The sequence below is a fragment of the Candidatus Eisenbacteria bacterium genome, assembly GCA_020847735.1.
Classification (GTDB): domain Bacteria; phylum Eisenbacteria; class RBG-16-71-46; order RBG-16-71-46; family RBG-16-71-46; genus CAIXRL01.
Genome location: JADLBL010000006.1, coordinates 1 through 20,871 on the forward strand (window position 1 = coordinate 1; position 20,871 = coordinate 20,871).

5 protein-coding genes are annotated in these 20,871 nt (G+C 72.4%); 2 read left to right on the top strand and 3 right to left on the bottom strand.

The features are described 5' to 3' along the window. On the top strand, window positions 1-2,745 hold a 2,745-nt coding region (locus tag IT347_02600), incomplete at its 5' end, for a T9SS type A sorting domain-containing protein (GenBank protein MCC6348464.1). 61 nt (window positions 2,746-2,806) lie between these two features. Here IT347_02600 and IT347_02605 read toward each other — a convergent pair. Continuing rightward, on the bottom strand, window positions 2,807-3,745 hold the full coding sequence (locus IT347_02605; protein MCC6348465.1) for a LysR family transcriptional regulator: 939 nt from the start codon (window positions 3,743-3,745) through the stop codon (window positions 2,807-2,809). Window positions 3,746-3,939: 194 nt separating this feature from the next. Here IT347_02605 and IT347_02610 point away from each other — a divergent pair, with 194 nt between their 5' ends. After that, a complete protein-coding gene (locus IT347_02610) occupies window positions 3,940-4,836 on the top strand; it encodes a TerC family protein (protein ID MCC6348466.1) in 897 nt (298 codons plus the stop codon). A gap of 99 nt (window positions 4,837-4,935) precedes the next feature. On the opposite strand, the gene IT347_02615 is transcribed toward IT347_02610, so the two are convergent. Together IT347_02615 and IT347_02620 are read right to left on the bottom strand one after the other, a co-directional pair. Then, on the bottom strand, window positions 4,936-9,165 hold the full coding sequence (locus tag IT347_02615; GenBank protein MCC6348467.1) for a putative Ig domain-containing protein: 4,230 nt from the start codon (window positions 9,163-9,165) through the stop codon (window positions 4,936-4,938). Continuing rightward, complete coding sequence (locus IT347_02620) at window positions 9,162-20,561, bottom strand: Ig-like domain-containing protein (GenBank protein ID MCC6348468.1); 11,400 nt, start codon at window positions 20,559-20,561, stop codon at window positions 9,162-9,164. The genes IT347_02615 and IT347_02620 overlap by 4 nt, the downstream gene beginning before the upstream one ends. Between the last annotated feature and the right edge of the window lie 310 nt (window positions 20,562-20,871).

Sequence of the window (20,871 nt, forward strand, 5' to 3'; positions counted from 1 at the left end):
GCGGCGACGCTGACGCTCACCTCGGGCACGCTCGTCAACGCCCCCGGCGCGCAGATCAACGCGCTCGCCGGCTCCGGCGGTGCGCGCAACCTGCACGCCCAGTACGACAACCAGGGCACGATCAACGTCTCGCAGAACCTGACGACGAGCCGCGCCTCGGCGGACCTCGCCAACGGCGGCACGATCAACGTGACGGGCGGCAACTACACGGTCGTGCTCTCGGGCACGACGCCGTCGTGGACCACGACCGGCACGATCAACGTCGCCGCGAGCCGCACCCTGACGCTGCAGGGCGTGGTCGCCGGCGGCGCCGGGATGGACTTCTTCTACGACAACGGGACGCTGGCCGGCGCGGGCACGGTGGCGCTGCTCAACTCGACGCTGCACCTGAACCGCCCGCTCGCGACCTCGGCGATCGGCGTCTCCGCCTCGACCTCAGTCCTCGAGGGTCCCGACACGCTGCGCGTGGACGCCGGCGCGCCCACGCTCACCTCGTCCACGATGGACGGCCCCGTCGTCTGCTCGGCCGGCTCGCTCACCGCCACGAGCTGCGACTGGAACGGGCTGCTCGACATGCGCGCGGGCGGATCGCTCGAGATCCGGGGCACGAGCACGTTCAACGGCACCTTCCAGTCGGCCCCGGGGAGCACGGTGCGCCTCATGGGGCTGTCGGCCTCGAACACGGCGCTCACCGCGACGGTGCCCATGCAGAGCAACGGCCTGTTCGAGCTGGGCACGGCGGGCGCGACCGCGGCGACGCTGAGCCTGAACGGCACGTTCACGAACGGGCCGACGGGCACGCTGCGCACGCTGGTGAACGGCGGCGGCGCGCGGCAGCTGCTGTGCGCGCTCGACAACCAGGGCCTGTGCGACCTGCAGCAGACGATGTTCCTCAGCCGCGCCACGTCGGCGCACGCCAACTCCGGAACGCTGCACGTCGCGGCCACGAAGACACTCACCGTGGGGGGCGCGAGCTTCACGAACACCCCGACCGGGACCCTCGCGGGCGAGGGCACGATCACGATGTCGGGCGCCACGGCGCTCGCTCAGTCGGGCACCGTGAGCCCCGGCGCCTCGCCGGGACGCCTCGCCTTCACCGCGACGAACTGGCCGTGCGCCGCGACGTCCGTCTACAACGTCGAGGTCGGCGGCGACGCGGCGGGCACCGGCTACGACCAGGTCGCGATCACCGGCGCCGCGCAGCTCGACGGCACGCTCAACGTCTCGCTCGTGAACGGGTTCCTCCCCACGCCGGGCCGCCGCTACGTGATCGCCACCTTCGCCTCGCGCACGGGCACGTTCGCGACCGTGAACGGCCTCGCGTACGGCCCGGGCCAGATGTGGACGGTCGCGTACAGCGACACCGACGTCGTGCTGCTCGCCATGGACCAGACGTGGACGCGCGTCTTCCCGACCGGCACGCCGCCGCTCGCGCGCGACGGCCATACCGCCGTCCTCGACCCCGCGGGCGACCGCATGATCGTCTTCGGAGGCCGCGGCGACGCGGGCCCGCTCAACGACGTGTGGGTGCTCACCCACGCCACGTCGGGCAACGGCAGCCAGTGGATCGCGCTCGCTCCGACGGGCACTCCGCCCGCGGCGCGCGCCGACGCGAGCGCCGTGTACGACGCGGCGACGAACCGCATGATCGTCCACGGCGGTGACGACGCGGCCGGCACGCCGGCGCCGTTCGGCGACACGTTCGTGCTGACCAACGCGAACGGCCTCGGCGGCGCACCGCAGTGGATCGCGCTCACGCCCGCGTCCCCACCGTCGGCACGCAGCGGGCACGGGGCCGCGTACGACGCGGCCACGAACCGGATGATGCTCTTCGGCGGCTCCACGACGCCGGGCGCCTGCGGCGGCGCGCTCGCCGACGCATGGGTGCTGGAGAACGCCAATGGGCTGGGCGGGGCCCCGGCGTGGACCGCACTCTCGCCCGCCGGCACGCCTCCCTCGGGACGGAGGTTCGCCGGCGTCGCCTGGGACGCGGCGAGCGCGCGCCTGCTCGTCACGGGCGGCGAGGACGAGTGCGGAGCGGCGAACACCGAAGCGTGGGTGCTGGACGGCGCGAACGGGGTCTCCGGCCCCGCCGCCTGGACCGCGCTCTCGCCCGCGTCGCCCGCGCCCGCGGGCTGGGCGCGCGCGCGCTACGCCTACGACGCGGCGTACCAGTGGACCGACGCGTTCGGCGGCACGCTGGGCGGCGGCTACGTGGACACCAGCTACGTGCTCACCGGCGCGGCTGGCGGGGGCGGCACGAGCTGGATGCGCCGCCTGTACTGGGGCACCCGCCCGGCGGCGCGCGAGCTGCACAGCATGGTCCTTTCGGACGCGAACCACGTCGCGGTCGTCTTCGCCGGGCTGACCGCGGGCGGTCGCGTGAACGACGTCCACCGCCGCGACATCGACCTCGGCGCGGTGCTCGACGTCGAGCCGCCGGTCACGCCGCCTTCGGCGCTGCCGCGGGTGACCGCGTTCGCGATGCCGCCGTCACCGAATCCGGCGCGCGGCGACGTCGCGCTCGCCGTGGACGTCGCGCGCGACCAGCGCGTCGAGCTGGACGTGTTCGACCTCGCCGGCCGGCGCGTCGCCTCGCTGCATTCGGGGCTGCTCCAGGCCGGCCGCCACGCGTTCCGCTGGAGCGGCGCGGACGCGCGCGGCGCCTCGGCGCCGGGTGTCTACCTCGTGCGGTTCCACGCCGACGACCGCACGCAGGTCGTGCGCCTCGTGCGGCTGCGCTGATCGCGGACCGCTCCGCGGTGAGGGAAGCGGGCCGGGAGGCGACTCCCGGCCCGATTCGCGTTCAGGCGCCGCGGGACGGCGTGCGCCGCCCGGGTGACGGGCGGCCGAACAGCGACTGCTTCGCCCCCTCCGTGATCGCCGCGACCGCCGGGTCCGTCAGCCGCCGCTCGGCGCTGATCGCGAAGAACTGCTCGCGGCACTCCTCGGTCCGTCCGAGACGCGCCAGGCCGTAGCGCTCGACCGCCTCGCGCTCGGCCACCGCGGGAATCGGCAGGACACCCAGCCCGTCGGCGGCGGCGATGGTCATGAGCGCGCCGTCGTCGTACTCGGCGACCACCCGGGGCCGCAGACCGCGCTTTTGGAACCAGTGGTCGAGCGAGCGGCGCAGCGCCGTGCGCTGGGTCGGCAGCAGCATCGGAGCGCCGTCGAGCACGCGCGGGAACCGGGCGCGCGCCCCGCGGGCCAACGCCGCCGTCGCACAGAAGGCGACGCCGCACTCGCCCAGCGGGTGGTTGAACGCCCGGATGTTGAGCGAGCTGGGCGCCGGCTCGTCGGCGAGGACGAGGTCGAGACGGTGCGCGCCAAGCTGCCCGAGCAGGTCGGCGGCCGAGCCCTCGCTCGCCACGACCCGCACCGGCGGGCCGAGACGGAAGAGCGGGCGCATGAGCGCGTGGCTGACCGGCTTGGGCAGGGAGTCGGCGACCCCGATGCGCACGAGCCGCGGGCGCGTCGCGCTGGCCCGGCTCACGGCCTCCACCAGGTCGTCGCCGAGCGCGAAGATCTCCTCGGCGTAGTCGAACACCCGGCGGCCGGCATCGGTGAGCGCCAGCCCGCGGCCCGCCCGGCGCGTCAGCTTCTCGCCGAGCTGGGCCTCCAGCGCCTTGACCTGCGCCGAAATGGTCGGCTGCGAGACGTGCAGCCGCTCGGCGGCCCGGCGCAGGCCGCCCTCGCGCGCGACCATCCAGAAGTAGCGCAGGTAGTGGAAGTTCAGAGGAGCCACCCGCGCAGACTATTCGGTATCGCCTAAGCGTTCATTAGAAAAGTCGTCATGGTCTAACCGTGCCCGCGCGGACATATTCGCCGCGACACCCGGCGCGGGCGCTCGGCGCCCCGCCTTTCCACTCAACCGCGAGGTTCCTCCTGGTATCCGTGCCGCTCATCGCCTGGGTCGGCTTCACGATCTTCATCTTCTTCATGCTCGCGCTCGACCTGGGCGTCTTCCACCGCCGCAGCCACAGCATCAAGGTGAACGAGGCTCTCGGTTGGACGCTCACGTGGGCGACCCTGGCCGTGCTCTTCGGCCTCGGGCTGTGGCGCCTCGAGGGACCCGAAAAGTCGCTCGAGTTCTTCACCGGCTACCTGCTCGAGCTCTCGCTCAGCGCCGACAACGTCTTCGTCATGGCGCTGCTGTTCGGCTACTTCGCGGTGCCGGAGAAGTACCAGCACAAGGTGCTGTTCTGGGGCGTGCTCGGCGCCGCCGGAATGCGGCTCGCGTTCATCCTCCTCGGCACCACCCTGGTGCGCCAGTTCGAGTGGGTGCTGTACGCGTTCGGCGTGCTCCTCGTGATCGCCGGGTTCCGGATGCTGGTGAACCGGGAAGAGCAGATTCACCCGGAGAGAAACCCGATCGTCCGCCTCATCCGGCGCGTGATGCCGGTGGCGAAGCGGTTCCACGGCGACCGCTTCGTCGTGTTCCGCGGCCGTCGCTGGTTCACGACGCCGCTCTTCATCGTGCTGCTCAGCGTCGAAGCCGCCGACCTCGTGTTCGCGATCGATTCGATTCCGGCCGTGTTCTCGGTGACCCTCGATCCGTTCATCGTCTTCACGTCGAACGTGTTCGCCATTCTCGGGCTGCGTTCGCTCTATTTCCTGCTCGCCCGCGCGGTGACCGCGTTCCGCTACCTCAAGCCGGCGCTGGGCGTGGTGCTCGCCTTCGCGGGCGCCAAGCTGCTGCTGGCGCACACCCCGTGGAAGATCGACAACATCGTCGCCCTCGGCTTCGTCGGCACGACACTCACCGCCAGCATCATCGCGTCCCTGCTGCACAGGCCGCGCGGCTCGCACGCGGGACGCGGCGGCCCCCCGGCCTGACCTGGCGCCGCCCGCGGCCGCGTCCGGAACACACCTCGGCGCCGGGCGGAAGCAGTCGCGCTGCTCCACCCGGCGCCGCCGGCTTGTGGCTGTGGTGGTCTATCGCAGGTGCGAGATGCGCTTCGTGAAGGTGCCCTGCGCGCTGGTCATGCGGACGAAGTAGATGCCCGCGGCGAGCGGCCGGCCGTCGTCGTCGCGACCGTCCCACGTCAGGCGGAAGACGCCCGCCTCGCGGGCGCCGTCGGCGAGCGTGCGCACCGCGCGCCCGTCCACGCCGTAGAGCACCACCCGCACCGGCCCCGGACGAGCGAGGCCGAAGGCGATGGTCGCCTCGCCGCGCGAGGGGTTCGGGAAGGGCAGCGAGAGCATGGTCGTCGCCGGAATCTCCGGCGCCGTCTGCTCGACCGAACCCGCGAGATCCACCGGCCGGTTCCAGGCGTCCCGCGCCCGGGCCGAACCGAGGGCGATGGCCGGATCGCCGGCGGCGAGCGCCCGGAACTCGACCGTCGCGACGACCCCGTCGCCGGCGAACCCGCTCTCGCGGGCGCCGAGCAACGCCACATCCACCGCCCCGGGCTTCGGTGAGAACGCGACGCCTCCCAGCTGATCCAGCCAGGCGCCGGCATGAACGCCGACCGGCTCGGCGATGCCCTGGGTCCAGTCGAGGGCCGCCGACAGCGCCTGCACGCGGCCGGCGCCCGTGACGCGCAAGCGCACGGCGAACGTCTCCCCGGGCGAGACCTGCTTGGGCGCCTCGATGATCAGCGCATCGCGCGCGGCGCCGCCCGCCGCCGGCTTCGCCGCCAACTGCGGCTGCGGGCCGGTGCCGAAGTTGATCGCCAGCATGACCAGGTCCTCGAAGTTGATCGCCTGGTCCGGAAGCGGCAGGCCGTTCACCGAGTAGTCGCTCGTCGGACCGACGTCGAGGTAGCGCACCGGTGCGACCGCGGCGCCGGTGAAGCCGTAGGAGCCGCCGAGCGCCGTGATGTCCTCGGTGAACACCCGGTTGTTGCCGACGCCGAGCCCTTCGGGCGAGCCGTCGGCGAAATCGCCGAGCAGGTAGTTGAGCGAGGCCGGCTGGTTCGAGGGTCCCGAAACGTTGGCGCCCGCTCCGTGAACGAACGCGACGTAGTGCCAGTAGTCGCGTCCGCCGGCGCTCTTCGGAACCTGCGGAACGTTGACCTCGTCGGTCTGACCCGGCGCCGTCACGGCCGTGAGCTCCCACGGCGGACCGGGCGTCGCGCTCGCCGGCGGCGCCGGCGGCGAGCCGCTTCCGTCGCCGTAGAGCGGGTAGTCGCCGTAGCGCGCTCGATAGACCTGCACGGCCGTGCCGCCGGGGGTGGCGGTCCAGCCGAGCGTCACGCGCTCGGTGCCGTCGCCGTCGTTCCCCGTGCGGACGGTGCTCGCGGTCAGATCGGTGATCGCCGCCACCGAGACCTCGGTCACGGTCAGGACGACGTCGAACTCGGTCGTGGCGACCCCGTCGCCGAGCCGCACCTTGAATGGATGGACGCCCGGACCCTGCGCCTCGCTGGGGGTCCAGGTGAACACGCCGCTGTTGCCGTCGATGGCGGCGCCCGCAGGTTCGCCGGAAAGGGAGAACGTCAGCGTCTGCGCCGGAAGATCGGCATCGGACCCGGTCGCCGTGAACGTGTAGGCGACCAGTTCGGGAATCGTCGCGGCCGCGGGCGCGCCACCCAGCACCGGCGCGACGTTGACCTCGGTCACGCGCAGGGTGAAGGGAGCCTCCACGAAGTCCACGCCGTCGCTGAGTCGGACCGTGAACGGGTAGTCGCCCGGCCCCTGGGACTCGTCGGGCGTCCACGCGAACGCGCCGGTGCCCGGGTTGATCGTCGCGCCCGCCGGCACCGTGCCCTGCAGCGAAAACGTCAGCGGCTGCGAAGGAATGTCCGCGTCCGAGCCGAGCGCCTGGAAGGCGTACGCGACCAGTTCGGGGATGTCGATCGTGCCCGTCGGCACGCTCGCGAGCACCGGCGGGTCGTTCACCGGCGTCACGACGATCGTGAACGTGCGCAGTCGGCTGTCCACGCCCCCATTGGCGGTTCCGCCGTCGTCGGTGGCGGTCACCGTGATGATCGCGGTGCCCGTGGCATTCGCGGCGGGCTGGAACGTCAGCGTCCTCGTCGCGCCGGAGCCGGTGACGACCGGGTCGGGCACGACCGCCGGATTGCCGGAAACGGCCGCGAAGCCCACCGACTGCCCCGCCTCGTCGGCTCCGCCGCCGGGGCCGACGCCGGTGATCGAAACCGCCGTCGGGCCGGGATCCTCGGAAACGGACTGGTCCGCGATGGCGTCGTAGTCCGGGCGGTCGTTGACCGGCGTGACGGTGATCGAAAACACCTTCACGGTCGCATCCACGCCGCCATCGGCGGTGCCGCCGTCGTCGGTGGCGGTCAGCGTGATGGTCACCGTGCCGTTCGCGTTCGCGGCGGGCGTGAAGTGCAGCACGCGGGCGGTGCCCGATCCCGTGATCGTCGGGTTCGGCACGATGGACGGATCGCTCGAGACCGCCGCGAACGACAGCACCTGCGGCGTCGGCCCCGCCCATTCGTCCAGCGGGCCGGCGAACACGCCCCCGAAGTTGACGTTCACCGTCCCGGGATCCTCGAGGACGGTCTGGTCGGCGGGCGCGTTGAAGAGCGGCGCGTCGTTGACCGGCGTGACCACGTGGTTCGCGACCCCCACGGCCGAGCTGAACGCCGTGCCGCCGCCGCGCGTCGTCACGCTCGCGGTGCCGCCGTCGCTGCCGCTGGTGCGGTCCCAGGCCAGCAGTTGCAGCGTGACCGTGCCGTTCCAGTCGGCGTTCGCCAGGAACCTCACGCGGTTGCCCGGCTCGTCGGCGAGCAGCAGCGCCGACGTCAGCGCGACGGCGCCGACCGGCGACCATGAGGAGCCCCCGTTCATGGAGAACTCCCAGACGCCTCCGGCGTTGGCCTGCGCGTCCGCGATCGCGATGCCGCGCTGCGCGCCGTTGTCCGGATCGCTGACCGGATCGCCGCCCGCGCCGCTCGCGAGGATCTGCGCGACCGTCGCGCCCGTCGCCGCAGGACCCGTGTCCTCGAGAATCGCCGGCAGCGACATCGCCGTCGAGATGTCGAGCGTCGGCGCGACATTCACCTCGTTGACCGTCACCCCGAAGGAGCCGGTGCCCGAGAGCGCCGGCGTGCCGTCGTCCTCGACGCGCACGTCGATCGTGTAGGAGCCCGGCCCCTGCGCCTCGGACGGGTTCCAGTCGAAGACGCCCGCCTCGGTCAGCGTCGCGCCGGCCGGCGGCGAACCCTGCAGGTAGAACTTGAGCGTCTGCGGCGGGGACTCGCCGTCGGTCGCCGCGAGCACGAGGTGCAGGTTCGTTCCTTCGTTGACCGTCTGCGGCGCCACCGGCGTGAGGACCGGAGCGGTGTTGGAGACGATGGTGAACACCGCGTCGCTGACGTCCGCGCCCGGGTTGCCGTTCGAATCGGTCGCCCGCACCCGCACGAGCGCGGTCGTGCTCGGCGTGTTCGGCACCGCCCACGAGTACGAGCCGTCGTTCGGCTCGCCCGTCGCGACGGCGGTCCAGCCGGAGCCGCCGTCCGTCGAGTAGTCGATGGAAACGGTCGGCACGGTCCCCGAAGCGTCGCTGGCCGACCAGGTGATGGCGTGGGTGGACTGATACGACCAGGTTTCCCCGCCATTGGGAGCGGTGACCGTGACCACGGGCGGCGTGTTGTCAATCGTCACGGACGCGACGGAGCCGGTGTTGACCGGGAGCGGCTGGTTGTTGCAGTCGCGCATCGTCACCGACTGGATCGTGACCGTGCCCGTTGCGGCCGCCGCCGAACTGCGGACGCGGACGGTGAACAGCGTGCCGGTCTGCGACGCCGGGCCACACGAGCCGCCGAGCGTGACGCCGTCCACGGTGTAGTTGCCGCCGCCATTGGAGATGACCTGCAGGTTGGTCGAACGTCCTCCCGCGGTGAGGAAGTCACCGAGCACGATGTCGGGGTCGCCGCCCCCGGTCGTGAGCGCGTCGAACTCCGCCGACAGCTGGATGCGCACGCTGAAGCCCAGCACGGGCGTGGTGGCGTCCCGGCTGAGGGTCACGGGGACCTGCACGGCCGGCAGCGCCGGCCCGATCGTCGTCCCGGGCGAAACCGCGTTCACGAGCCCGGGCGTCTGCGCGAGCGCGGGACCCGCGAAGGCGACCACCGCCAGCGCGAGGGCCGACAGCGCCCCGCGAACCGGAAACTTCGAAATGCCGTGCATCGGAAACACCTCCCCGGGGGAACGGGTGAAGAAACGGACGAACACGAACTTCGCTGGCTTCATCGGACCACCTGCACGCGCCGGGTCTGCACGACCTCCCCGGCTTCGAAGCGGACGAGATAGAACCCGGCGGGAACGGCGGCGCCGGTGTCGCCGCGGCCGTCCCACGTGACCACGTGGAAGCCGGCCGGTCGCGCACCGTCCTCGAGGTGCCGCACGACGCGGCCGGCGAGGTCGAACACGGCGAGCCGGGCGCGCGACTCGCGCGCGAGGGTGAACGAGACCGACAGCGAGCCGCGGAACGGATTGGGGAACACCGCTCCGAGCAGGGTCGCCCCCGGAACGGCGGGCGGCCGCGGCGAGTCGGAGCCCAGCGTCACCGGGTGGTTCTGCGCGTCGCGCGCCAGGCTGCCGGCGAGGCGGACTCCCGGGTCTCCGTCGCGTACGGCGCGGAAGCGCACGATCGCGAGCGTGCCCTCACCCGAGAGGCCGGGCGCCGCCCGGCCGAACACCGCCGCGTCCACGACTCCGGGCCGCGGCGAGAGCAGGCCGCCTCCCGCGGCGGTCAGCAGGTACCCGGCGGCGATGCCCTCGGGCTGCGCGACCGTGGCATCCCACGCGAAGCGCGCCGAGACCGCGTGGACGCCACCCGTGCCCCGCATGCGCAGCTGGACTTCGAAGAACTCGCCGGCCCGCACGTTCGCGGGGGCTTCCAGCGACAGCTCGTCGGCCTGCCACGCCACGTGCTCCGGCTGCGCCCGCGCCGCGATCGCGGGCAGCGGGACCTCGAAGTTGAGCGCGTAGAGCACCAGGTCCTCGAAGTCGAGCCGTCCGTCCGGCGTCGGGCGCGAACGGAGCCCGTAGTCCGCGGTCGGACCGACGTCGAGGCAGACGCGCGAGTCGGCCGTGCCGAAGGTCTGGCCGTACTCGCTTCCCAGCGCGGTGAAGTCGGCGATGCTGACCGTGCCGTCGCCGGCCTCGCCGGCTCCCGAGCAGACCGCCGCGCCACTGCTGACGTCGCCGAGCAGGTAATCGAGCGTTCCGCCCGTCACGTTCGACGGGCCGGAAACGACCGAGCAGGCGTTGGTGACGAACGCGACGTAGTGCCAGGCGTCGCGCACCGGCGGCGAATCGTCCGTTCCGGAGGCCGTGACGCCCGTCAGCGTCCAGCCCTCCGCGGCGGCGGCCGCCGGATTCGCCGGCGCGGCCGGAACCGCGCCGTGATCCGTGCGGTAGAGCGGGTAGTCGCCGAATCCCTTGCGGTAAACGGCCACCGCGTCGCCCGCCGTGACCCCGCTCCAGGTCAGCCGCACGCGCGAGCGGCCCGAGCCGGGGTTGGCGGTGGCGATGCCGGCGAGATCGGCGATGACCGCCGGCGCGCCCGCGTTGCACGCGCCGCAGGTGATGCCGACGTCGCGCAGCAGCGGAGAGCGGTCGAGCCCGGGGTTGGCCGACAGCGCCGCGGCGTACTGGACGTAGCTCGCCACCCCGCCGACGGGGTTGCCGGAAGCCGCGATCGGGGCCCACGCGCTCCAGGTGCCGTCCGGCGAGGGTGTGTCGCCCTTTCGCGCCGACATCGCCAGCGAAGTCCCCGCGGGAACGTCGGCGCTCCACGTCATCGCTCCCCACGACGAGCTCGTTCCCGAGTCGTAGACGCGCGAGGTGAACGTGCCGCTCGCGCCGTAGGGCGTCAGGCGCAGCCAGTCCACCTGCAGCACCGGGCTGGCGAGCGCGTAGTCGCTGATGCCCGGGCGCATCGGGGCCGACAGCGCCACCGCCCTGCGATCCACGCTCGCCCCGTCAATCGCGAAGATCACGCTGTCCGGGCGCCATTCGATGCGGTAGCGGTGCGCGCTGCCCAGATAGCCGGCGGCGTTGAGGACCGCGATGTCGGTCGTGGTCGCGCCGTCGTTGATGCGCGTGAAGAAGGTGTTCGGCGTGCTCGCGGTGCCGAACATCGCCCACGCCTGCGTTTCGCTCGCGAACATGCCGCTTCCGCCGGTCGTGTTGTCGCCCGCCCCGAGGCCGATGTTCTGGAAGGTCTCGCCCGCGAAGGTGGCGACGAACTCGAGGACCACCGGAACCGGAGCGGTCGGCGTCCAGCCCGCGGTGCTGGTCGGCGTCAGGCGCGCCCCGGTCACGCTCACCTGCCCGCCGGAGACGCTCGCGGTTCCGCCGGTCCACGACACGCTGGTCCAGTCCGGAGTCAGGCTCGCGCCCGAGAACTCGGCGGCAAGTACCGGCGCGAGCGCGACCTCGCCGTCGGCCTCGAACGTGACGATGGTGCCGGCGTGGGCGCCCGCGCCGAAGTCGGCCTCGGTCGCGTCGCTCAGGCACGGCTGCAGCGGCGTCGTGAAGCTGAGTGGCGCCGTCGGCGGCGCGGGGGCGATCGCTTCGTTGCCCGCGGGATCGGTGGAACGAACCCGGAACCAGTAGGTGTTGCCGGCCGAGAGCCCGGCCAGCACGAGCGAGTGCGATCGGACCGAGGCGGCGTCCGTGGCGCTGAGCGTGAGCGCGTCGGGGCTCGTCCCGTAGTCCACCCGCGAGGTCGCACGTTCGTCCGTGCTCCACACGACCGTCGCGCTCCCGCCGTCGGGCGCCGGCGTCGCGACGATTCCGGAGATGACGGGCGGCGTGAGGTCCGGTCCGGTCGAGCACGCGATCGCCACGTCGCGCAGGACGGGAGTCGCGTACGCAGGCGCGGTGCTGGAGAGGTCGGCCCGGTACTGGACATAGCGGGAGTTGGCGCCGACCGACGCGCCGCTCGAGAGCGGGTCGTAGGGCGTCCACGTCCCGTCCGGCACCGGCGTGTTGCCGGTCCGCACCGACATCGCGAGCGCCGTTCCCGGCGGAGTCGCGGCGGACCAGGTCAGGGCACCCCAGTTCACGGGGCCGCCGCCGTCGAACACGCGGCTGAGGAACGCTCCCGAGGCGGCATACGGCGTGACCCGCAGCCAGTCCACCTGGAGCGTGCCGCCGCCGGAGCCGACGTCGCTGATCATCGCCACGGAGTTCGTCCCGACGGAGGCGGGCAGCGTGGTCACCAGCACGCCATCCACCCAGAAGTCGAAGCTCGCGGCGTTCCAGTCGATGCGGTAGCGGTGCGGCGATCCCAGCAGTCCGGAACCCAGCGCGACGTTCGCGCCACCCCAGGTGCGGGCGTAGAGCGAACCATCGGGCGAGCCGCTCTGGCCGATGACGACCCACGGCGCGTTGAACGCATCGTCGGCGGCGAAGCCCACGTTCTGGTAGGCCGCCGAGGTGAACGTCGCCACGAACTCGAGCGAGCGACCTGGGCCGAAGGTCGCGACGGTCGAGGCGTGCCAGGCGTCCACCGTGAGCGCGCCGCCTGCGACCGTGGCGCTGCCGCCGCCATAGCTCGCCGCGGTCCAGGCGGCGGACAGCGACGTGCCCGCGAACTCCTCCGCGATCCCCGCGGGCTTCAGCACGACTTCGCCGTCGCCCTCGAGCGCCACCATCGTGTTCGCGTCGGGCGTCCCGAGCCCGAAGTCGGCGGCCGTCTGGTCGGCCGGGCAGGGCGCTGCGGGCGTCACGAACGTGAGCGTCGCCGGTGCGACCGGCGAGGAGGCGCCGTTGCCCGACACGTCCGCCGAGGTCACGCGGTAGTAGTACGTCGTTCCGGCCATGAGCCCGGCGAGCGCGAGCGCATGCGAGGAGACGAACGCGCCGTCGGTCGCGCTCGAGCCGAGCGAGCCGGCCGACGTGCCGTAGTCCACGCGCGAGTTCGCCGGCTCGTCGGTCGTCCACGACACCGTCGCCGATACGCCATCGCCTCCCGGCGTGGCCGATACGGCCGAGATCGCCGGCGGCGTGCCGTCGGGCGTGGCCGTGCACGCGATCGCCACGTCGAGCAGCGCGGGCGTCGTCGCGACATCGCCGGTCGCGAGGTCGGCCCGGTACTGCAGGTACCGCGCGGACGCGCCAATGCTCGTCCCGGGGGACGCGATCGCCGCGAAGGCTGACCACGTGCCGTCGGGAACCGGCGTGTTGCCGTGGCGTTCGAACATCGCGAGCGTCGTTGCGGAGGGCAGCGTACCGGTCCAGGTCGCGGTGCCCCAGGTCGCGAGGCCGCCCGCGTCGAAGACGCGAGACAGATACGATCCGGACGCGGCGAACGGCGTCAGGCGGACCCAGTCGGCCTGCAGCGGGTTGCCGCCGACCGGCCCGTCCGCGACGATCGGGCGCATGTTCGCGGCGATCGTGCGCGCGTGCGTGGCGACCAGCGATCCGTCGATCAGGTAGCGCACCTCGTTCGCCGCCCACTCGATGCGGAAACGGTGCGGAGCGCCGAGCCAGCTGCCGGGAATCGCCTCGTTCAGCTCGGTGCCGTCGTTCGTGCGCGCCATGAGCGCGCCACCCGAGCCGGTGCTGAAGATCGCCCACGGTGCGCCGTTCAGGTCGTCGCCGAACCCGGCGTGCTGGCCGGGAGCGGTGGCATCGAAGGTCGCGGCGAACTCGACCGCGCGGCCGGGCGGGTAGTAGCCCGAGGTCGTGACGTACGCACCATCCACGCTCACGTGGCCGCCGCCCACGACCGGAGCCGCGCCGCCGTAAAGTCCGGAGATCCAGCCGGCCGGCAGGCTGGCACCCGAGAACTCGGCGCCGGCCGCGGGCGCCAGGATCAGCTCGCCGTCCGCGGTCTCTGCGACGTACGTCGCCACGCCCGGCGTCCCGGCGGCGAACTCGGCCGCCGTCGCGTCGCTCGCGCACGGCGGGCCCTGGGTGGTGAAGCTGGCGGCCGCCGAGACAAGTGGCGGTTCGGTGGCGGAGTTGGCCGACACGTCGGCCGAGGTGACGCGGTAGTAGTAGGTGATCTCGGGCGTGAGCCCGGGCAGCGTCAGGCCGTGAACGCCGACGAATGCGCCGTCGGAGACGCTCAGCGTGAGCGCATCCGGCGCGGTGCCGTAGTCCACGCGCGAGTTCGCCAGCTCGTTCGTGTTCCAGGCGATCACGGCGCTCGTGCCGCCGACGCCGGAGGTGGCCGAGACGTTCGTGATCGCGGGCGGCGTCGCGTCGGGGCCGCTCGCGCAGGCGACGTGCACGCTCGCCAGCTCGGGCGCGACCGCCGGGTCGCCGGTCGCGAGATCCGCGCGGTACTGCAGGTAGCGAGTCGTTCCGCCGACCACGAATCCGCTCGCGGGCACCGGGGTGAACGCCGTCCAGGTTCCGTCGGGTGCCGGCGTGTCGCCCTGCCGGCTCGCGAGCTGCACGCTCGTGCCGGCCGGCAGCGTCGCGGTCCACGTCATCTCGCCCCACGTGGTCGGCGCGCCGCCGTCGTAGACGCGCGAGAGGAACGAGCCGCTCGTGACGAAGGGAGGCGCGACGCGGATCCAGTCCACCGACAGGACCGCGCCGCCCACCGTGTAGTCGCTCATCGCCACGCGCATGGGCGTGGCCGGACTGTTGGGATCGGTGTGGACCAGCGTCCCGTCCACCCGGAACTCGACGCTCGCGGCCTTCCAGTCCACGCGGTAGCGGTGCGGCGAGCCGAGCAGGCCCGCGCCGAGACCGGAATCGTAGAGCGTGCCGCCGATGTTGATCCGCGCGTACACCTGGTCGCCCGCGGTGCCGGTGCCGAACATCGCCCACGGCGGAACGTTGAAGATTCCCCCACCCCCGACCTCGTCGGTGCCGCCGCCGAAGCCGACATACTGGTGCGGGGCCGCGGTGAAGGTGGCGACGAACTCGACGGAGCTGCCGGCGCCCCAGGTGGTCGTGGCCGGCTCGGTGTTGAAGCGCACGCCGTCCACCGCGAGCAGGCCGCCTGAAGCAGTGGCGGCGCCGCCGGCGGCGAACGGGAACGCCTGCCACTCGCCGGTCGGCGGCAGCGCGGCGAAATCGGCGCCCGCCGCGGCCCGCAGGCTCAGCTCGCCGTTGCCGGTGGCGGTGACCACGATGCCCGCATCGGGCGTCCCGGCGGTGAACTGCGACTCGCTGTCGTCCAGGAAGCAGACGGACGCGGGCGTCGCGAACGTGAGCGGCGCGCCCGGCGGGGCCGGCTCGGTCGCGGCGTTGGACTGCGCGTCGGCCGAGGTCACGCGGAAGTAGTAGGTCGTGAGCGGCGCGAGGCCGGTCAGCGTCACCAGGTGGCTGGTGACGAGCCCGGCGTCGGTGCCGGAGAGCGCGAGCGGATCGGCCACGGTCGCGAAATCCACGCGCGAGTCGGCCGGCTCGGTCGTGGTCCACGTGACCGTGGCCGTGCCGTCGTCGTGCGGCGTCGCCACCACGTTGGTGATGAGCGGCGCGGTTTCGTCCACGTTGTACGTCGCGACGTAGCTGCCGGCGACGGCCGGGAAGAACGCGTAGGGAATCCCCTTGATCGTTTCGGTCGTGTAGGCGACCGGCGTCCCGCCGAGGGTGATGCCGGTGAACGGGCCGATGGCCGAGGCCATCGGCACCATCGCGCGCATGTTCCTCGAGCCGGCCGCGGCGGAGATGGTGAAGCTGAGCGTGTTGCCGCTCCACGCCAGGCCCCCGAACGACGAGTTGTTGCGGCCGTCGAGCCAGTCGAGCATCTGCTTCGCGGAAACGACCGGCACCCCGCGCGCCTGCGCGACGGCGACGATGTCGTTCGAGCCCTGGTGGTTGGTGTTGTCGAAGTGGAGGTTCGCGGTCAGGACGGCGTAGTAGCCCTCGGCCCCGAGCGCCCGGTTCAGGAGCTCGGTGGTCGGCGTCGTGAAGGAACTGTAGGAGTCGTCCGTCAACTGCGTGTTCGCCTGGTAACAGTCAATCAGGGTGCCGTCCTCCTTCGCGAAGCGCATCGGCAGACCCGAACCGGTGAAGTGTCCGCTCACGCCGTTGAACCATGCGTACGGCCAGTAGTAGAAGTTGGTGTCGAACCGGATTCCGTTCCGGGCCTCGAGCTCCGGAACGGCGGTGTAGTCGGTCCACGCGATGCAGTGCGTCCGGTTGGTCTGCGGCAGGGGGATGCCGGGGAAAGCGGCGGCGAAGTCGGCGCGCTGGCCGATCGCGTCCGACTCGTACTGCGCCGCGGGCACCGATGCGCAGCCCGTGTTGATGTGCTGCGCGATTTCGAAGCCGAGGCTGTTGTAGAAGACGGCCTGCGCGTTCGTGAATCCCGTGCCGACGAACTCGTAGCCGGTGGCGCGCACGCACTCCCAGTCCTCGAGCGAGCAGCCCACCGGGCTCTCGCTCCGGTAGATGTCGAAGCGCGGCTGCATTCCGCCGTCGCCGTGGTTGTCGCCGGTCATCACGACCGCGGCCTTGAGCCCCTTCGGCAGGTACCAGAAGCGCGGCAGCGGCATCCGGTGCAGGTTGCCGAGCGTCATGATGTTCGAGAGCAGTCGCTGCTGCTCGTCGGCCTGCGGGATCGCCACCTTGGCGAGGTCCACCCAGTCGGGTTGCGGGTCGAACGAAGCGTTGCCGTAGAACAGGTCGTCGGAACGGATCGGCGGAATTGCGCCGTCACGCTTCTGGTTCTTCCACGCCGGGTTGCCCTGGCGGGTCAGGACGACCGAGCGGGCGAGGTCGTAGGTGAACGCCACCGCCTTGCCGCCGTTTGAGCCCACGTCCCGGGTCGTCACCGCCGGGTAGGGCGTGGCGGTGGTCGCATTCGAGTAAAGGGTCGCGAGACTCGTGGCGCCACTCAGCGTGTAGAGGTCCGCCTTGCCGTGGAACTGGATCGTCTGGCCGACGATACCGGCGCCGGGCGCCGAGGCGGTGTTCACCAGCAGGTAGTCGTTCGAGAGCGTGTCGCCGACCGGGGTCACGCCCAGCAGCCCGGCCAGTTGCGCGTCGGGACGCATCGCCACCAGCGTGCCGCCCGCGGTCGTCCAGTCGGAAAGCATCGTGACCTGCGCCGCGTCGAGCGGCATCTCGCCGAGAATCACGACGTCGTACGCGGCGAGCACCGCCGGGGTCACCAGCGAGACGTCCATCGCGGTGAACGCATTGAGTCCTTCGGCGCGCAGGATCTCGACGTAGTAGCGGCTGAACGGATTGGCGGCGGCGCTGACGACGAGGATCGGGCCGCCCGGACCCTCGGTGGGCGGCGGAGGCGGCGGATCGCTGGTGGTGAACGACCAGCTCACGTCGGCGGCGAGCGCGTTGCCGGCGAGGTCCCGGACCCTCGGGTCGGCGGCGCCGCCCTTCACGGTCGCCGTGTAGCTCGCCGACCAGGCCAGCGCGGAGATCGGCGTGAGCGTCGCCCGGCGCAACGGGACGCTGTAGGTCACGGTCGCGGGGACCAGCGCGTTCGAACCGTCGCGCAGCTCGAACGAGGTGCCGTCCACGCTCGCGGGATCGATCGGCTCGTTGAAATCCACGCTCACCGCGGCGCCGGCGGCGACGTCGGTGGCTCCGCTCGCGGGCAACTGCGAGACGACCACCGGCGCAGTCACGTCCGGCCCGACTGAAGTCGCGAACACGACGTCCACCCAGTAGTTCGTCGAGATGTACGTCTGGTTCGGGAAGGTCGGGTTCGCCGACAACGCGTAGAGCCCGTTCGGCCCGTCCTCGCCGTCGGCGAGCGCGCGCAGCGGCGGGCTGTCCACGCCGGCCGCGAAGAACCCCGTGTCCTCGGCGTAGTACCCCGTGTTCGTGTGGTACGACGCCACGTAGGTGGTGGCCGCGGTGATCGCGACCGGCGCGCCGAACGTCACTTCCTGCCAGCCGGTCGCGGTCTCGCCGGTGAAGGTCGCGCTCGCGAGCAGCGTCCCACCGCTCGTCCACAGGCTGCCGACGTGGGTGCCGGTGTTGCCCGCGCCCTTGTAGAAGCGCACCCCCGTCACCCAGCCGTCCACCGCGGCGCGGAACCTGAAGCCGAGTTCGAGTGCCTGGGCGTCCGCGGCCGCGGCCGTGCCCGGCAGCGTCGCGGCACTCCAGACCGTGCACGGGCAGTTGAATCCGGCGACGGTGAACGTCCAGGTCGCGTCGGACGCGAGCGGGTTGCCGGCGAGGTCGGTGATCCGCGGGCTGCTCGCGCCGCCCGCGAGGCGCGCCGTATAGGTGCCGCTCGCGAGCGCCGCGGCCGGCACCAGCGTCGCGGTGCGCGTGTAGACGTTGTACGAGACGCTCGCGGACACGAGTGCGCTCGTCGCGTCGCGCAGCTCGAAGGTGGCGCTGGTGACCGTCGCCGGGCTCAGGGCCTCATCGAAGGTCGCGTTCACCGTCGCGGTGGGCGCGACGCCGCCGGCGCCGTTCGCGGGCGTGGTCGAGGTCACGGTCGGCGCGACCGCGTCCGGGGCCGTGGTCGTGAAGGACCACGAATAGTCGGTCGCGAGCGCGACGCCCCCGAGGTCCTTGATCCTGGGGTCGGTGACGCCGCCCACGAGCCGCGCCGTGTAGGTCGCCGACGCCGCCAGGAGCGTGGCGGGCGTCAGGGTCGCGGTCCGGCTCACCGGCTCGTAGTCCACGGACGCCGGGACCAGCGCGTTCGTCCCGTCGCGCAACTCGAACGTGGACGTGGTGACGGTGGCGGGATCGAGCGGCTCGCTGAACGTCGCGATGATCGCGCCGTTGGTCGCGACGCCGGTCGCGTTGTTGCCGGGGTTCGTCGCCGTCACGGTGGGAGGAGCGGAGGGCGAGCCCTCGGTCACGGTGACCGCGACCACGTTCGGGCCGGAGGCGCCGGGCGCCTCGAGATTCCCGAGGTCGTCCCACGCGCGAGACTTGAGCGTCACGCTGCCGGTGACGGCCGGCGTCCACGAAAAGGTCCACGACGTCGTGCCGGTCGCCGCCTGCCAGGTCGCGCCACCGTCCACGGACACGTCCACGCCCACCACGATGCCGCCCGCCTCGGAAGCCGTGCCGCTGATCGTGACGGCCGTCCCGGTGGGAAGCGACGCGCCGGGCGCCGGGAAACCGATGACGCTCGCGGGCGGCGTCGCGTCCGCGGACGCCGTGGCCGCGACCAGTCCGCCGCCCGTTTGCAGCGTCGCCGGCTGCGCACCCATGTCGGCGAACAGGTTCACGGTCGCCTGCTGCATCGCCAGGTTGGGCGCGTCGCTGCCCCGGTCATGGCTGTTGTCGAGGCCCCAGGACCACTGGCACGTCCCCGCCCCGAACACCAGCGCGCCGCTGGCCCGACGCACGAGCGACAGGTGGTGCGTGTCGCCGCCGACGTTCGTGCTCGACAGCCACACACGGCCCGGCGGGTAGTGCGCGCCGTACGCCGTCTGCTCGGGATCCCATTCGTAGCCGAGCGTGCCGGGGGTGAGCGTCGCGGTCTGGCCGGCTCCGAGCAGGGCGACGCTGGTGTTCCGCCAGAAGCGCAGATCTTTGTAGGCGTCGGGTACCTGCAGCGTGCCGGTCGTGCCGTTCCAGCTGATCTGCCCGGTCAGCTCGTTCTCGGGCCGGCAGCCGTCCGCGAGCGGGAACGCGCAGCCATCGCGCCACAGGCCGGTCCAGTCCGTCGTGTTGGGGTCGCACTTGCCGCCGCAGGTGTTCTCGCCGAGCGTGCCTTCCTTGTAGCAGACCAGCGTGCGGTAGGGCGTGGAGCCGAACGCGCTGCTCTCCCAGCGCGTCTTCCAGTAGACCTCGTTGCCGCTGAAGAACGCGAGGTGCCGGCCGGCGTCACGCGCCGCCTCGACCGCGGCGCGCGCGCCTCCCGACCAGTACTCGTCGTGTCCGACCGCGAGGAACACCCTGTGGTTCAGGAGCAGCGAGCCGTTGCGATCGGTGTCCACGTCCGTCGTGTAGGTGACGTCGTAGCCGTTCGCCTCGAGCCAGCGGACCATCGGGTACTCGGCGTTGAACAGCCAGTCCTCCTCGGCGCCACCGCCGCCGCCGCCCGCGCGGGTCACGAACGGACGGTTGTAGCTGACCTTCGTGGCGTGCCCGCCGGGATAGCCGCTGACGCTGCCGACGTAGAGGCTGTTCCCGCCGAACACGTTGTACGCCTGCCAGGTCGCATCGGAAGTCTTGAAGACCAGGTCCGACGTGCTCTCGTCGTCACGCAGCACGAATGCGATGTGGCTGGCGCCGCCGTCGTCCTCGCGCACGAGCCGCGCCAGGTAGATGCCCGACACCGAGCCAGCCGGCGCGCTCCAGGACGCCGAAACGCTCCAGCCGCCGCAGTCCACGAGGCCGGTCACGGGATCGGCCGCGGGCACCGCCTGCACGGCGCCCGCGAAAGGCCCGAGGGTCGTGACCTTGTGGGCGCCGTCTCCGCCGTACCAGCCGAGCCGGTAGATGTCGATCCGGAACGTCGCCGCGGTGGTGCTGACCTTGAAGTCCACGGTCGCGCCGGTCGTGGCGGTGACGTTGGTGCTGATGTCGGTGGCGAACCCCTGGATGGTCGGATCGCCCGAGCCCGCCACCTGCCACTCGCTCGCCGGGCTGCCGGGCTTGAGGTTCTCGTCGGTGATGGCGTTGCCGCGCGCGGCCGCGGGCGACAGCGAAACGAACAGGACCACGCCCAGCAGGGCCCTCGCGCAGGCCACGGCGATCGCGGATCGGTCCAGCTTCGTCACGTGCATCGTGCACCTCTCCCTGGCGGTTCGAAGCGGGGCCGAGGGCGCCCCGCGGTCGGAATGAAAAGCGCCCCGAGGGACAGGGCGCGTCGGTGAGCCGTGAAGTTTTCGCCGCGGCATGCGTCGCCCGCCGCCCCGGAACAGGGCGGACAAGGACGAAACCGGCCGGCTCCGTGGGGGGAGTCGGGCACTCGCATGGGCGGGTCTCCTTCCCCGTCGGAAGGAGTTGCGGCCTCGGCGTGCGCACCGGCGGGCGGGTGGCGCGCCTCAATTCAGGCAAGCTGGTCGTCCGGCGCCCGAACTGCGAATCGCGCCC